Source organism: Arthrobacter sp. Soil762 (assembly GCF_001428335.1).
Taxonomy (GTDB): domain Bacteria; phylum Actinomycetota; class Actinomycetes; order Actinomycetales; family Micrococcaceae; genus Arthrobacter.
In genome coordinates this window covers 280,060-295,282 of the sequence record NZ_LMSG01000017.1, presented here as the reverse complement: position 1 = coordinate 295,282, position 15,223 = coordinate 280,060, and the positions used below count along the sequence as shown (strand labels likewise).

Genomic DNA, 15,223 nt, shown 5'->3' with positions numbered 1-15,223 from the left:
CGCCATCGAGAACAGACGCTCCCCTTGACCCACGGCGTTCTGGGCGAAGACGAAGAACGAGTCGCTGACGAGATAGCCGCGCTGCTGGCCTCAGACCTCAACGCCGTGTAATGCCCCCGGCCCGAATCCGCGTCGTCTGTCGCGCCAAAACACTCTTCAACATAAACGGGCAACTGCAGAGCTGGTGCACGCCCCGTTGACGCAGAGGCCCCTTTGCGCCACGGCTGCTGCGCAAAGGGGCACGACTGTTACCGCGGTCCGGATTTGGCACACTGAAACTTCTAGCTACCCTTACCGATTGCCTTCAATGGCTTCGACCAGGACTTTGGCGAGGCCGTCATGACTCAGAGTTCCGCCCAGCGGACAGCCGCGGCCCGCGGACTCTGGTCCACTCTCATCGACGACGAGGAGCCGACGGCGGCACAGCTCGCCGAAGTGCTCGCCCACCTACAGATCCCCGAAGTCCGGGATAGGCTTTGCGTGCGCATGTCCACACCTCTTCGGAAATTTGTCCACACACTGGACCCGAGATGCCCCTGAACTGCGACAACACTGCACCAGTAGGCGGGTTTCAGTCAGTCGGCTATGCCCTGCGGGCTGTATACCCAGGCCTTTGGCGGCCAGCAGCCAACCCCAACAGAGCATTGATGCCTGGGGCGACCGACAGCCCCCACATTGCGTGGGCTCAGTGCAGAGCAACGCGGGCATCTCGCCGGGCGGTCATTCCGGAACCGCGTGCGGCTGACATGGAGAGGTGACAGCGCGGAGACGCCGAGCCCAATCCGAAAGGAACACGGCAGGCATGAACTCCGAGCCACTGGCACGTAGGCCGTTCCAGCCGGCATTTCTTCCCTCCATTGGCACGGTCTCCGCGGCCCCGTCGGGCCTCAGCGCCCGGGTTTTCCCCCCAGGTCATGTCAGGATCGCCGGCGCAGAGCATGAATAGATGTCATCCGAAACGGACGAGGAGCGGAACTGACTACGGCATGGCCAACTGGGCAGCCGACCAACCTAACGAGACGATGGACACCGATCTTCCCGGAGGTCATGTCGCGTGCAACATCTGGGCGCATGAACCAATCCCAGCCGAAAAGTTCCAGCAAGGGAACAAAATGCAAGGTGAACAACCGCCCGCCGACATGGTGTGGACAATGTCCACCCACCTTGGGCAGGTCAACCGGCCACATCACGGCTCCTCTGGGCCACCGAAAGGAGCGAAACGATACGAAAAATCTTCAAGAAATCCTGGCCGCGGTCATGTCAACACCACAACCTCACGACACGAATTAGTACAAGGCCAACCATGCCCACAAGAACAATCCAGAAAGGAGGCCCGGATGACGCCACATCCCAGCAGGCGGAGGGTCCACCAGCCAGGGCCCTGACCTCGCCACCCACATAACTTCATAGGCGAGTGCGGCGCCAGGCACAGACCGCGGCCGGTGTCAGAGGGGCCCGCGGAGGGCAAATGTACACACATCAGAAGCAAAAAACGCCTCTGACGTGGAAAACGTGCCCGAGGTGGGACTCGAACCGGGTTCCAGCCCTTATGAACACTGGGCTCCCGCGGAAACATCGGCAATCCGAACCAATCCGGCCGATGTCCGACCCGATCCGAAGCCAGGAGTGTGCACATTGTGAACAACCCATCTTGCCCACTTCACGTCCCATCGCAGGCGTCCACGCTGCACACCTGCTCTCCAAGGGGAAGATGTCATGCCCGACTCATCCGGTCTCTGGATAAACATCCGTAGGCAGTTCCGTTCGCCTGCGGGTGCGCATATGCTCGGCACACAGCTACCGCTAATGGGAGCTGCGAACTAGGAACAACCAGGGGATTCACCTTCGAGGGAGAACGATCATGGATGCGGAAGCAAAGGTTCTTGTCGGTGTGGACGGTTCGGAATCGTCCGTTCAGGCGCTCCGTCTCGGGGCGCAGCTGGCGCCGGCCCTGAACGCCACAATTGTCGCTATTGCCTGTTGGGATTTTCCAGAGATTTACGCCGGATATGTTCCACCCGATTTCGCCCGGTTTGAAGCGGCTGCGGCGAAGACTCTTGCGGACGCCTTGGAAAAGGCGTTCGGTGAGGAGACTCCGGAAAGTCTGACCTCCCAACTGGTCCGCGGACCGGCTGCGGCGAAGCTCGTCGAAGCGGCGGCCGGCGCTTCGTTGCTGGTGGTTGGACGCCGGGGCCATGGGGGTTTCCTTGGCATGCACCTCGGCTCCGTGAGCTCTGCGTGTGTTGCCCACGCGGACTGCCCCGTCTTGGTGCTGCATGCCGAAAGCAGCCACCGCCCCCATCATCTATGGAGGGGCTCCAAGGCGAAAGGACAGCCCGGAAAAGCCGGGATTCCGCCTCTCAAGCCGTAGGATACGGCTTCTCACAGGAACCGGGTCCCTCTCATTTCGCCTCTCCGTCCACTCGGTTACCGGATTTGTCGAACTCGTGGCCTTCGATTTCGTGGCGGATTTCGGCGGCGATGGGGTCCAGTTTCCGGTTGGAGTAGCTGACATACCAGCCCGTAATGGCGAAGGTGGAAACAAACTGAAGAAGGCCCATGAGGAGCCCGATGTTGATGTTTCCCCAGACCTTGATGGACATGAATTCGGCGGCATAATCAGCCAGCAGGACATAGGCGAAATACCAGAGCAGGAATGCAACGGCCATGGGAAAGACAAAGCTACGGTGGCGTTTACGAAGTTCCTGGAACCGCTTGGTCGACTGGACTTTCTTAAAATCCACGGTCTCCGCTGCTTCCGGAGGTTCGGCTTCGTTACCCATCATTCCTCCTCATTGAGACTTACAGTCCACGGGCTGAACAGACGTCCGCCAAGGTGACTGCTCTCACTGTGGCGCATGGCGGCCGCCGTTCCCATTGTCTCGCATGGCCCCGATTTAGTCCCGTCTACTGCGACATCAGCCGAATTGAGGCGCACAAAACGGAATCATCCCGGAGATCATCGCGCCAAACCCGGCCGTTCCAAAGCCCACAATCACCTTTTGAAACTGAGTATCAGTTGACTTGACACTCAGTTTCACTGTAGAACGGTGACATGGTTCCTGACAATGTCGTAGAAACTGCCTCACTCACGGGCCCTGCCGTCGACGCCCGCACGTCGCCCGGAAAATCGGCGCAGGCGTATGCCGCGGCCTTACTGGACACTCCACAACAGTGGCCGGCGGGCGCACCTGGCGCCGATCCGCGCCCCGTCCGAAGCGTCGGCGTAATCGGGGCCGGGCTCATGGCCAGCCAGCTTGCCCTTGTTTTTGCCAAACAGCTTGGCGTTCCAGTCCTGATCACGGATCTTTCCCAGGCAAAGGTGGATGGCGCGCTCGGCTGGATCGCCGCGCACCTGGAGAAGCTCGTGAGCCGGGGGCAACTCAGCGAAACGGCGGCCCGCGATTTGGGGAGTCTCGTCCACGGCACCGTGGATAAGCGCGAGTACCGGGACTGCGACGTGGTCATCGAGGCGGTATTCGAGGAGCTGGCCGTCAAACGCGCCGTCTTCGCGGAGATCGAGCCCCTGCTGCGCACTGATGCGCTGCTCCTGACGAATACGTCGTCCCTTTCCGTCACGGCGATGGGCCACGGACTGGCCCATCCGGAACGCCTGGTGGGACTGCACTTCTTCAATCCGGTGGCTGTGCTGCCGCTCGTGGAGATCATCAGCACTGAAAACAACGACGACGTCAGCGTCGCCACCGCTTGTTCGCTCGCCCGGCTTCTGGGCAAGACTGCGGTCCTGGTAAAGGACACGCCGGGCTTCGTGGTGAACCGGATCCTGACCCGGCTGTTCTGCGAACTGCTGCAGGTCATTGATGACGGGACGGATATCGAACTGGCGGACCACGCCCTGGACCCGCTCGGGCTACCCATGACACCCCTGACTCTGCTGGGTTTCATCGGACCCGCGGTCCAGCTGCACATCTGCGAGGCCATGCACGCCGCCTACCCTGACCGGTTTTATGTCAGCAGCAGCCTGGCCGTCATTGCGGATGCCCGGCTGCGCGGCTACCTGGCCAACTCCGGCACGGTGCTTCCCGAGGCGGCCGCCCTGCTGCCGGCTGCCGATGCCGGAGGTTCAGTGCCGGCACCGGACACGGAGGCCATCAGGACAGGGATACTTGACGCCCTGGCCGAGGAGGTGGGCCTGATGCTCGCCGAAAAGGTGGTGGCCGGTCCCGCGGAAGTGGATTTGTGCATGCTGCTCGGCGCCAACTTCCCCCAGCATCAGGGGGGCCTCACCCCGCTGCTGGACAAAAGCGGCGCCTCCCGGCGTGTGTGGGGCAGGGATTTCCACCCCGGGTCCGGCTTCGCCGGGTAGCCAGGGCCGCGCGGCCCGCCCAAACAAGCACCGGCACCTCCCACGTTTCTTCAATTCCTCCCCAAAAAAGGATGCAAGCCATGCCCGACTATGACGTCGCTGAACCGCTGGACACGGACTACTACTCCGTCTTCGCCAACATTTCCGCACCCGACCGCGAAGCGTGGAGGCGTGCCCGGGATTTCACCGCGGAGGCCCTGCCGCAGATGAACGACTACTGGGAACGGGCCGAGTTCCCCGCCCACCTGGCCAAGCGGATGGGCACCATGAACCTGCTGGCCGATGGCATTGACGTCCAGGGCCTTGAGCCCATGTCCGCGCTGGCCGCCGGCCTGGTCAACATGGAAGTCTCCCGCGGGGACGGTTCCCTGGGCACGGTGATCGCAGTCCAGGGTGGCCTGGTACTGCGGACGATTGCCCTTTTTGGCTCCGACACCCAGCGCAGGACCTGGCTCGGTCCGCTGGCCCGCGGCGAAAAACTCGGCGCGTTCGCCCTGACGGAACCGGACCACGGCTCCGATTCCGTGGCACTGGAAACCACCGCCTCGCTCGACGGGGAGGACTACGTCCTCAATGGCGAGAAGAAGTGGATCGGCAACGGCTCCGTAGGCGATGTCACGGTGGTCTGGGCACGCGATGACGACGGCGATGTCCGCGGTTTCCTGGTGGAACAGGACCGGGAGGGTTACGAGGCCGAAACCATCACCGGAAAGGCCTCGCTGCGCGCTATACACCAGGCCCGGATCAAGCTCAACAGCGTCCGCATTCCAAGGGCCAACCTTCTCCCCGGTGCCCGCACTTTCAAGGACACGTCCGACGTCCTGGTTGCCACGCGCCTGGGGGTGGCCTGGTCCGCCCTCGGCCACGCCACCGCCGTCTACGAAGCCGCGTTGAACTACGCCACGCAACGGACACAGTTCGGCAAGCCGCTGGCAAAGTTCCAGCTTGTCCAGGAGCGCCTGGCGTATATGCTCTCGGAGCTGACCAGTATGCAGCTGCACTGTTTCCACCTCGCGGGCCTTGATGCTACCGGCCAGATGCGCCCCACCCAGGCCTCGATGGCGAAGTACCACAACACCCGCAAGGCCCGTGAGCTGGCATCCATTGCCCGCGACATGTTGGGCGGCAACGGCATCCTGCTGGAAAACCACGTGATCCGGCACCTTCTCGACATCGAATCCATCCATACCTACGAGGGCACGCAAAGCATTCAGACCCTATTGATCGGCCGCGATGTCACCGGACAAAGCGCCTTCGCCTAAGGATTCGCCATGACCACAATTGAGCTTCCCAATGAAACCCCGCTGAGCCCCCTGCGGTTCCTGCAGCGCTCTGCCGAGGTCTTCGGACAGAAGACGGCGATCATCCACGGTGACCGCTCCTATACATACCGGGACTTCGCCGCCGAAGCCCAGGGGCTGGCCAAAGCGATCAAGAGCCGGATCCAGCCCGGCGACCGGGTGGCCTTCCTGTGTCCTAATGTGCCGGAACTCCTGATTGCCCATTACGCAGTCCCCCTGGCCGGGGGCGTCCTGGTGGCACTGAACTCGCGGATGTCCGCCCGGGAACTCCAATACATCCTGGAGCATTCCGAAGCCAGGCTGCTATTTGCGGATTCGGAACTGCTGGCCACCGTGGCGGGAATGGACCTGGGCCTGACACAGCTGGCTGAGGTGATCGAAGTGCCTGACAGCACCATCCCGTATCCGGAAGTCCCGGCAGGCATGGGCACGACGCAGTACGCAGACTTCCTCGCCGCGTCCGGACACCAGGACGCAGACCTTCCGTGGAGCGTAGAGGACGAACGCGCCCCGATCACGCTGAACTACACCTCCGGCACCACGGGCAAGCCCAAGGGCGTGCTGTATTCGCATCGCGGCGCCTACCTGAACTCGCTCGGGGAAACCTTCCACAATCACTTCACCGGCGACACACGCTACCTCTGGACCCTTCCGATGTTCCACTGCAACGGCTGGTGCACGACCTGGGCCGTGACGGCGGCCGCAGGCGTCCACATCTGCCTGCGGGCAGTACGCGCCGAGGCCGTCTGGGACGCCATCGACACTCTCGGAGTCACCAACCTCTGCGGCGCCCCCACGGTGTGCAGCATCATTGCCGAAGCGCCCCAGGCCCACGAACTGAAAGTGCCGCTGCGGATCACGACGGCGGGCGCACCGCCGTCGCCCGCGATCATCACGTCCCTGGAGGCAATCGGAATCAGCGTGGTCCACGTTTATGGGTTGACCGAGGTCTACGGACCCTACACGATCTGTGAGCACCAAACCGAGTGGGATGAACTTTCCGCCCAGGACAGGGCCGTCAAGATCTCCCGCCAGGGGGTGGGGATGCTGCAGGCCGAGACGGCGCGGATCGTGGACCTGGACATGCTCGATGTCCCGGCGGACGGCGCCACGCTGGGCGAAATCGTGCTGCGTGGCAACAACGTGATGCTCGGCTACTTCAAGGATCCCGAGGCCACGGCCGACGCCTTCCGCGGCGGCTGGTTCCATACCGGCGACCTCGGCGTCATGCATCCCGACGGCTACATCCAGCTCAAGGACCGGGCCAAGGACATCATCATCTCCGGCGGAGAAAACATCTCCACGATCGAGGTGGAACAGGCCATCATGAGCCACCCGGCGGTGCTGAACGTGGCCGTGATCGGCGTCGCGCACGAAAAGTGGGGCGAACGCCCCGTGGCCTTTGTCATCCGCAGCAGCTCCAGCTCGGTCACGGCCGAGGAGATCCGCTCGCACGTCAAGGGCCAGCTCTCAGGATTCAAGGTTCCGGACAGGATCCTTTTCCCCGAAGAGCTCCCCCACAACTCCACCGGCAAGGTCCTGAAGTCGCGGCTACGCGCCCTGGACCTCAGCGCCCCGGCCCTCAGCAAGGAACCCACCAAATGAGCAGCCAGGACATAGTTGTTGTGGGCGCGGCCCGCACCCCTCAGGGAAAACTGATGGGCACCCTGGCCTCACGGAGCGCTGTACAGCTTGGCGCGGCGGCCATCGCCGCGGCGCTGGAACGCTCCGGGGTTGGGCCGGCCGCCGTCGATGCGGTCATCGTGGGCCAGGTCCTGACGGCCGGCGCAGGCCAGAACCCCGCGCGCCAGAGCGCCGTCGCGGCAGGAATACCGCTCAGCGCCCACGCCGTCACCGTCAACAAGGTCTGCCTCTCCGGGCTGAGTGCCATCATCCAGGGCGTGAGGCTGCTCAAACTGGGCGAGGCGGATGTGGTGGTCGCCGGCGGCCAGGAATCCATGAGCCAGGCGCCGCACCTGCTCACCGGCTCGCGCGCCGGCTACCTCTACGGCGGCATCACGGCCGTGGACTCGGCCGGCCATGACGGGCTCACGGATGCCTTTGACCACGAACTCATGGGCGTTGCCACGGACCGCGCCAACGCGGACCTTCGGGTCTCCCGCGAAGCGCAGGACACTATCGCGGCGCTGTCCCACCAGCGTGCGGCCGCGGCCCGGGCCGAGGGAAGATTCAACGCCGAAATCACCCCTGTTTCGGTGCCGCAGAAGCGCGGCGCGCCCGTACTGGTAAGCGATGACGAGGGCGTCCGCCCGCAATCCACGCAGGAGGTGCTGGCCAGGCTAAAGCCGGCCTTCACCGCGGAGGGAACGGTCACCGCCGGAAATGCTTCGCCGCTGAGCGACGGCGCCGCCGCCGTCGTGCTGGTGACCCGCGCGTACGCCGATGCCCACGGGCTCGACGTGCTGGCCGTCGTCGGGCCCGCCGGGCAGATCGCCGGGCCCGACACAACACTGCCGGACAAGCCGGCACAGGCCATCACGGCCGCTCTCGCCCGCGCCGGCTGGACGGCCGGGGACCTTGACTTCGTGGAGATCAACGAGGCCTTCGCCTCGGTGGTGGCGCACTCCGCAGCGGCCCTGGGCCTCGGTTTGGACAAGGTGAACGTCAACGGCGGTGCCATCGCCATCGGACATCCGATCGGCGCTTCCGGAGCGCGACTGGTGGTCTCGGCCGTCCATGAGCTGATGCGGCGCGGGAGCGGCATATCCGCCGTCGCGCTTTGTGGCGGCGGCGGACAGGGTGACGCGCTGCTACTGTACCGGGATGGCATCAGTGGCTAATTTCCGTTCCGGCGTGGCCGAGGCCGCGCTGGATCTGTTCACCGACAACGGCTACGACCCGACCAGCGTGGACGATATTGCCCTCGCTGCCGGAATTTCCCGCAGCACCTTCTTCCGTCAGTTCCGCGCCAAGGAAGACGTGATCTTTGCGGACCACGAAGCCCTGCTCGCTGAGCTGACCGTTTACCTGGCAACCAGCCATCCCGATCCGTGGGAGGCTGTGTGCCAGGCCGCAGAGCTGGTCTTCGTGAAATTTTCCGAACGCCGGAAGCTGTCCCAAAAGCGCTACCACGTGGTGCAGGCGGTGCCCGCGCTGCGGGACCGGGAAACGATCATGGTGTCCCGCTATGAACGGCTTTTCTCGGACTACCTGCGCCAGGCGCTGCCGGGCATATCAACGCTTGATGCAATCCGGTTCGCCGCTGCTGTCACGTCAACCCATAACTATGTGCTGCGAGAAATGATGTTGGACTCCACCCGGGGTTCCCTCCAGAACCTGGAATACGAGCTGTTGGCGGTGCGCCGTATGTTCGGGGTACTGCCGCAGGACGACCCCGCATCCGTCCCCGCCGGGGACGACCTCGTTGTGGCCGTTTTTCCCCGCTCGACACCCACCGCTGAGCTGGCGAGGCGCATCCAGGACAAGCTCGACGGCCGCTCCGTCTAGCCGGCTCTAGCCGGTCCAGCCCGCTGCGTCCAGCTGCACTTCCAACTGCTCCATCAACCCCGGAAGGGCCCTATGACAGGGCATGACAACGACGTCTACCGTCCGAGCGACCGCGACCTGCTGAAGCGGGCGATCCGGGAAACCGCCGCCCGGACGGGCTCAACCGTGTTCTTCGCTGGCCTCGTCAATCGCACCGAGCTCACCATCACCGAGTTCTTCGGCACGACGACGCATGGTCTGAAGAACCTCAGCGTGCATCCCGGCGAGGGCGTGGGCGGGCGGGCCCTGTCTCAGGCGCGCACGGTCGGGGTGGCCGATTACTTCGACTCCGACAGCATCACTCATCATCACGACGACGCCGTACGCATCGAGGGGCTGCGGACCATGGTGGCGCTCCCCATCCTCGTCGACGGCCGCGCCCGGTGTGTCCTCTACGCGGCAACGCGGGAGCGCACATCGATCGGCGAGTGCGTGGTGACGGAACTCAGCGCTGGCGCCTCGAGGATCTCGCGGGAACTGGCCATTCGGGACGAGGTGGACCACCGGGTCGCGATTCTCCGAGTCGTCCAAAGCCTGGCCGCGGAGCCACCGGACCGGAACCTCATCGAGACCGTCCGGCTCGCGCATGCCGAGCTCCTCTCGGTGGCCAGCACCACGACTGATCCCGAGCTCGCCCAGCGCATCTTCGCCGTGACCGCACGGCTCGAGGGCTCCGACGCGGCGCCGGCCGGCGTCCCGCACCTCACCCGACGGGAGACGGATGTGCTCGCCCAAGTGGCGCTCGGCTGTTCCTATGCCGAAACCGGCAAACGGCTCTCACTCAAGGCAGTCACCGTGAAGAGCTACATGCAGACGATCATGGCGAAACTGGACGCGCACAGCCGTGCGGAGGCCGTAGTGGCCGCACGCCGGCTCCGCCTTTTGCCCTGACCGGTGGCGCGAAAACACCTCCATCGGGAGGTGGTGGCGAACGCACGGCGCTGGCACGATGACATCTTCGCGTCGAAACAAACCTCGTTTCGACGACCGATGTCAAAGGAGATATCGCATGCTCGGAAGCCTCGCACCGGTTGCGAACCAGTCCAGTCCGCGCCCCACCTCGATGGCCAGAGTCGCCGTCGCCAGCTCGATGGGCAGCATCATCGAGTTCTACGACTTCCTCATCTACGGTACGGCTGCGGCCCTCGTCTTCCCCCAGGTCTTCTTCCCGGCGCTCGGCCCGGCCGCCGGCACTCTCGCCTCATTCGGAACCTTTGCCGTGGCCTTCGTCTCGCGCCCCCTTGGTGCCGTCCTGTTCGGCCACTTCGGTGACAGGCTGGGGCGCAAGAAAACGCTCGTCAGCACACTGCTCATCATGGGCATCGCGACCGTCACTATCGGGCTGCTGCCCGACGCCAGCGTAATCGGGATCGCCGCGCCGATCATCCTCGTTGTTCTCCGCTTTCTTCAGGGATTCGCTGTCGGCGGCGAATGGGCCGGCGCGGCACTGATGGCCGCCGAATACGCCCCGCCCAAACACCGGGGCCTCTTCGCAGCCTTCCCCCAGCTGGGCCCGTCGATTGGCTTCGCCCTCGCGAGTGCAACCTTCCTCATCATCAATCTGTCACTCGGCGACAAGTCGGACGCATTCCTCACGTTTGGCTGGCGCATTCCGTTCATCGGAAGTGCCGTGCTCGTTATGATTGGCCTCTACATCCGCCTCAAGATCGAAGAGACTCCGGTCTTCAAGGAGGCCAGCGCCGTCCCGACCGGGCCCCGCAAGCTGCCCGTGTGGGAGTCGGTGCGAAACCAGCCACGCCAGATCCTGCTGGGCGGCGCCTCCACCATGATGCTGTTCGCCTTCTTCTACATCGGCACAGCCTTTCTCAGCAGCTATGGCACAAGTGCCGAGGGCCTTGGCCACAGCCGGCCCACTATCCTCTCGCTGGGAATCGTCGGCGCGATGTTCTTCGCAGCAGGAACTATTGGCAGCGCAATGCTCTCCGACCGGGTGGGCCGCCGAGCCGTGATCGTTGGCTCGTGCGTCGTGGCGATCCCCTGGTCGCTCCTGCTCTTCCCGATCCTCGACATCGGCACCACCTGGTCGTTTGCAGTGGGGCTGTCCGGCACGCTGCTGGTCGTCGCCGGAATCTACGGCCCGGTGGGCGCGTTCCTGCCGGAGCTCTTCGCCACCCGCTACCGCTACACAGGCGCCGGAATGGCCTACAACCTCGGAGCGCTCGTCGGCGGTGGCGTCACGCCACTGGTGGCGGCTTCGCTCGGCGCCAGCCTGGGGAGTCCCGCCATCGGGCTGCTTCTGGCCGGCGTGAGCCTGGTGAGCCTCTTCGCCACCTTCGGCCTCCCGGAGACCCGCGGCATCGACCTCGCAGCTTCCGGAACCGTCACCGCAAAGTGATCGCACAGCCGGCCACCGGGTCGGCGCTGCGGTCGCGGTCTCGACGTCGGCGGTGGCATCTATGAGGGCCCGGTAGCCGGTCAGCTTGATCTCCGCCGAATCGATGGATTGGCCGGTAATGATTCAGCTGTTTCCGGTGGTCAGTTTCCGGAGTTGTTCTTCGTGGCGCCGCACGCTCGTGGCAAGGGTGTCGAGTGCAGCGCTGAGGATGGCGATCTCGTCGGTGAGACATGTCAGGCAGCTGAGCGTACCCTCAGGCATTCCGTCTTCCAGGGCCCATCGCTCGCGCGGATGCCGCTATGGCGGCCCTCAACCGGCACGGTTCGCGGCCGCGGCGACGCGAGCTTCAGCGACAGCGGTTCTGAAATCATGGCTGTGGGCGCTAATGGAGAGCACGAGAGCCCACGCCGTACGTTGTTGCTGTCGATCAGAGGGTGGAACCGCGCCACCGGCTCTGGCTGCATCGCCAACTGCGCATAGGCCTCCGCACGCATGACCCTTGCTTTACGTTCGCTGCTAACTGACAGGCGCCACGACGTCCTCAAGCATCGACCTGTCGAAAAACGGACCTCGCCAGTTGCCTCGAAGAACACCGGAACCACTGATGTGCTCGGGTCCTTGGACGTTTCGTAGATGTCAGGTCCGCTTCCATGCTTCCGGGCGATTGTTCCAACGAGCCCGGTACCGCGAACGCGGACGGTTCGATATTTGTAGCTCATGTTGACCCCTTCGTCGACTAGGGCAACCCTACTCCTGAGAGGTATTCGCACGACCCATAGGATCAGTCAAGGCACAGGTTTCGCCAAATTTAGGGCCTACCTCGTACCAGGGCTCCTGCTCGCGCTCATTATTGGCGGAATCCACCTGAGCGCGTACGTCTTGCCGCCGGGGCTGGCTAACTTGGCTTCCTCCTGCTGCTGCGTTGCCCCGCGGCAGGTCGAAATTCTGTGAGATTGCCGGCTCAGTGCCGGAAGACGCATACAAACGGCCCGCTGGTACGCCATACTGACGGCATGAACGCTGCGGCGCGAAAGCCCGACCGGATTCTCATCGCAATCCTGTCCGTGATTGCGCTGTTGGTGGTCGTCGGGCTGGTAGTCGTTTTTACGCGCGGCGGGCCAGATGCGCTGGACGGGTCGACACCCCAAGGAGTGGTCCAGCGGTACAGCACCGCGGTCATCGACGGCGATACGGCCACAGCCAATTCCTACCTCACGGAAGCGGCCAATTCCTTGTGCGGCGGCTTCCGTGAAAGCGGGCCGCTGCCTACCCGCGTGGTTTTGATCTCTGCCACAGAACGGGGCAATTCGGCTCTCGTGAAGGTCTCCGTCGTCGGTTCAGGTTCGGGGGGCCCGTTCGGACCGTCCGAGTACGAGATGGAAGATCGTTTCTCCCTGGTGAAGACAGATAGCAAATGGCTGATCGACCGGGCACCTTACCAGCTCCTGTCGTGCACCGGATCGTCCGTGAAGCCATGACTTCCGAAGTCTCGACGACAATTTCAACGGCAGGTTCCGCCCAACTCACCCTACGCCGACTGATCCTTTACGTACTGTTGTTCGCCTTGGTGGTGATCGCGGCAGTGGGGCTCAGTGGCCTTTTGGAGCGCCTGTTCAGCACGGGCGCGGCGCTGGCCTCAACCGATGTGGCCGGTGTTGCCCGCTCCCTTGCGTTCACGTTGATCGCGGGTCCGCTGGCAGCCCTCCTGTGGTGGGTTGTCTGGAAAAGGCTCGACGACGGCGCGGAGCGCAGCTCAGTGGGGTGGGGCCTGTACTTGTCCGCCGTCTACGCGGTCTCCCTGATCGCAGCTGTGACGGCCTTCCTCGGGATGGCGGCGTCCTTCATCGGCCGGGCGGACACTCAGTGGTTTTCGCCCTTATCGAATGGCCTTGTCTGGGCCGGCATCTTCGTCTGGCACCGTTGGATGTGGCGGCACCCCGTCAAACGTCCCGTCAGTCTTGAGGACGTACCGGCGGTCATCGGTTCGGTCTTCGGGCTGGTGGTGGGCGCCGTTGCCGCCATCACGGCTTTGGGCGGCTTGCTTGACGTCGCGATCCGGGGGTATGTCAGTCTGACGCCGGGCGGGGAAGGGTGGTGGCAGTCCGTGCTCCGGGCGCTGGTTTGGGCCATTGGCGGAAGTATCGTGTGGTGGTGGCACTGGCACAGGGGCGGCGGGCGAAAACTGGACACCACTCTGGTGGATGTGGCGTTGATTGGCGTGGGAATTTTCGCGGCGGGCATCACCGCACTCGGCGGTGCCGGCGTCGTGGTTTTTGTGCTCCTGAGAATGGCGTTCGACCGGGGTGAGCCGATGAGCGACCTGCTGGCTCCGCTGGGTTCAGCCATCGCCGCCGCTGCCATCGGTGCTTTGGTGTGGCGCTATCACCGCGTCAGCGGGGCTCATCGTTCTGTAGCCACCCGGCGTGCGAGCCAACTGGTGACATCCGGGGTTGCCTTGGCAGCGGCTGCGTCCGGAGTCGGGGTGGTCATCAATGCGTCGCTGGCCATAGCGGTTTCACCCCTCGCAGGAAGCGGCACGCGAACCCTCCTTCTGGGTGGCATAAGTTCCCTGATTGTGGGCGGTCCCGTCTGGTGGCACACGTGGCGGCCGACGAGGCAACCCCAAACCGCGGACACCATTCCTCCAGGCAGGCGTGTTTACCTCATAGCGTTCTTCGGCATTAGTGCCGTGGTGGCTCTGATCGCTCTTCTGGTGATTGGATACCGGCTCTTTGAGTTTCTCCTGGGTGAGGTAACCGGAGGCAGCCTCTTGGACCGTATCCGCGCGCCGCTCGGTCTTCTGGTGGCGGCCGGCTTCGTTGCGGCTTATCACTTTGCCCTGTGGCGGCGCGAGCACCCGCTCCTGGCGGCCGCATCCCCGGCCAGGGCGCGAATCATTGATCAGGTCACCTTGGTTACTGCCGCGGATCCAGAGCCACTGTCAAAGGCCATCACCAGCGCGACCGGCGCCCACGTCTCTGTGTGGAAAAGGGTCGATGCAGGCGGCACAACGCATCAGGCCGGCGTCGTACCCGCATCGGAACCTGAGCTGGTCGAACGGGTGGTCGCTGCGCTTGCCGGTGTCGCCGCCGAGCGCGTCCTGCTGGTGATCGGGCCTGCGGACGGTCAAGTCCCTCGGATCGAGGTAATTCCGTTTGAAGCAACACGGTTGTCGTAATCAGCGCCGAGGGTGTTTTTCGGAGAGGTGAGTGCAACCTCCCAAGCCCGCGCACGATTACCTGGGGCTCCGTTCGCGAAATAAGCCGTTGCGCGATTGGCGCCAAAACAACGGCGTGATTATGGCAGTTTGAGTGGGGCCGCTGCAAAGCGAGCACGCGGGCCCCCGGCACCCCGACCTCGCACAGTGCATCGCGACCGCCGCACCCATCGCCCAACCGAAGTGGGCGCGCCGCGTGCGAGCGCGTAGTGCACAGCAGCCAATGCGTTTTCGACTTCGGTGGCAGCGAGCATCAACCGTGGAGCGCCGGCGACAGCTGCCACCCCAGTACGAAACATGCCCGGATGACAGCCGGTGTCATGCCGCCACGACGGCTGCCCGCCATGAACAGTCGTGAGATCAGAAATAGCCAACACCGAAGCGACGCCCCTCCCCCGCCAACAGTCAGGTCATGCAGTCCCGGGCACTCCCCGGCATGACCAAGTAACCAGCGACACCGGGATGGATCGGGTCAGCCACCTTTGGCCCGGACAAACAGCACTAGCTTCTCCCCC

The 15,223-nt window shown here is 64.1% G+C and carries 13 protein-coding genes; 11 read left to right on the top strand and 2 right to left on the bottom strand.

Annotated elements, in window-relative coordinates:
* Positions 1-339 precede the first annotated feature (339 nt).
* Positions 340-540 (top strand): hypothetical protein, encoded by a 201-nt coding sequence (locus ASG77_RS12465; protein ID WP_056345922.1) that lies wholly within the window; start codon positions 340-342, stop codon positions 538-540.
* Between the two features lie 1,321 nt (positions 541-1,861).
* Positions 1,862-2,371, top strand: a complete 510-nt coding sequence (locus ASG77_RS12460; protein WP_056345919.1) for a universal stress protein — start codon at positions 1,862-1,864, stop codon at positions 2,369-2,371.
* A 31-nt stretch (positions 2,372-2,402) separates the two neighbouring features.
* Here ASG77_RS12460 and ASG77_RS12455 read toward each other — a convergent pair whose 3' ends face one another.
* Positions 2,403-2,783 carry a DUF485 domain-containing protein gene (locus ASG77_RS12455; protein WP_056345982.1) on the bottom strand — a complete coding sequence of 127 codons (381 nt, stop codon included), beginning with the start codon at positions 2,781-2,783 and terminating at the stop codon, positions 2,403-2,405.
* 272 nt (positions 2,784-3,055) lie between these two features.
* Between ASG77_RS12455 and ASG77_RS12450 the strand changes: the two genes are divergently transcribed.
* From ASG77_RS12450 to ASG77_RS12420, 7 genes are all read left to right on the top strand, one after another.
* The gene (locus tag ASG77_RS12450) at positions 3,056-4,327 is read left to right on the top strand and encodes a 3-hydroxyacyl-CoA dehydrogenase family protein (protein ID WP_056345917.1); all 1,272 of its coding nucleotides are present in this window, start codon (positions 3,056-3,058) and stop codon (positions 4,325-4,327) included.
* Between the two features lie 71 nt (positions 4,328-4,398).
* Entirely contained in the window at positions 4,399-5,589 is a 1,191-nt protein-coding gene (locus tag ASG77_RS12445; RefSeq protein WP_056345916.1) for an acyl-CoA dehydrogenase family protein, read from the top strand.
* Between the two features lie 9 nt (positions 5,590-5,598).
* The gene (locus ASG77_RS12440; RefSeq protein WP_056345914.1) at positions 5,599-7,233 is read left to right on the top strand and encodes an AMP-binding protein; all 1,635 of its coding nucleotides are present in this window, start codon (positions 5,599-5,601) and stop codon (positions 7,231-7,233) included.
* Positions 7,230-8,429, top strand: a complete 1,200-nt coding sequence (locus ASG77_RS12435) for an acetyl-CoA C-acyltransferase (protein ID WP_056345911.1) — start codon at positions 7,230-7,232, stop codon at positions 8,427-8,429. The genes ASG77_RS12440 and ASG77_RS12435 overlap by 4 nt, the downstream gene beginning before the upstream one ends.
* Complete coding sequence (locus ASG77_RS12430) at positions 8,413-9,096, top strand: TetR/AcrR family transcriptional regulator (protein ID WP_056345909.1); 684 nt, start codon at positions 8,413-8,415, stop codon at positions 9,094-9,096. Before ASG77_RS12435 ends, ASG77_RS12430 begins: the two co-directional genes overlap by 17 nt.
* Positions 9,097-9,168: 72 nt before the next feature.
* Positions 9,169-10,026 carry a helix-turn-helix transcriptional regulator gene (locus tag ASG77_RS12425; protein WP_056345906.1) on the top strand — a complete coding sequence of 286 codons (858 nt, stop codon included), beginning with the start codon at positions 9,169-9,171 and terminating at the stop codon, positions 10,024-10,026.
* A 118-nt stretch (positions 10,027-10,144) separates the two neighbouring features.
* Complete coding sequence (locus tag ASG77_RS12420) at positions 10,145-11,491, top strand: MFS transporter (RefSeq protein WP_056345904.1); 1,347 nt, start codon at positions 10,145-10,147, stop codon at positions 11,489-11,491.
* Positions 11,492-11,614: 123 nt separating this feature from the next.
* Here the strand turns inward: ASG77_RS12420 and ASG77_RS21930 are convergent, their stop codons facing one another.
* On the bottom strand, positions 11,615-11,752 hold the full coding sequence (locus ASG77_RS21930; protein ID WP_156380308.1) for a hypothetical protein: 138 nt from the start codon (positions 11,750-11,752) through the stop codon (positions 11,615-11,617).
* A gap of 752 nt (positions 11,753-12,504) precedes the next feature.
* Between ASG77_RS21930 and ASG77_RS12415 the strand changes: the two genes are divergently transcribed.
* Both ASG77_RS12415 and ASG77_RS12410 read left to right on the top strand, forming a co-directional pair.
* Positions 12,505-12,969, top strand: coding sequence for a hypothetical protein (locus tag ASG77_RS12415; protein ID WP_056345901.1), 465 nt, complete (start codon positions 12,505-12,507; stop codon positions 12,967-12,969).
* The gene (locus ASG77_RS12410) at positions 12,966-14,669 is read left to right on the top strand and encodes a DUF5671 domain-containing protein (RefSeq protein WP_056345980.1); all 1,704 of its coding nucleotides are present in this window, start codon (positions 12,966-12,968) and stop codon (positions 14,667-14,669) included. The genes ASG77_RS12415 and ASG77_RS12410 overlap by 4 nt, the downstream gene beginning before the upstream one ends.
* Positions 14,670-15,223 lie beyond the last annotated feature (554 nt).